The sequence below is a fragment of the Schumannella sp. 10F1B-5-1 genome, assembly GCF_006517535.1.
Taxonomy (GTDB): Bacteria; Actinomycetota; Actinomycetes; order Actinomycetales; family Microbacteriaceae; genus Schumannella.
In genome coordinates this window covers 1-243 of record NZ_VHQH01000199.1, presented here as the reverse complement: position 1 = coordinate 243, position 243 = coordinate 1, and the positions used below count along the sequence as shown (strand labels likewise).

At 70.8% G+C, this 243-nt stretch carries 1 protein-coding gene; it reads right to left on the bottom strand.

The genetic code is table 11. From position 1 onward, the window contains the following. Positions 1 to 243: hypothetical protein (locus FJ658_RS15425; protein WP_141146235.1), on the bottom strand; the 243-nt coding region annotated here is incomplete at both ends.

The window sequence follows — 243 nt, the reverse complement described above, 5'->3', positions numbered from 1 at the left end:
TGTCGCTCACGACGAGGTCGGGGTGGTCGGCCTCGAGAGAGCGCGCCAGTTCGTGGGCGATCGCCGAGACCTGGTCGCTCGACTGCGTGCCGTCGAGGGCGGCGTAGAGGTGGATGCCCTTGCTGCCGCTCGTGACGGGCATCGGGTCGAGGCCGATGTCCTGCAGGATCTCGCGCACGAGCTTCGCCACCTCGACGCACTCCGGGAGCCCCGCACCCTCGCCCGGGTCGAGGTCGAGCACCA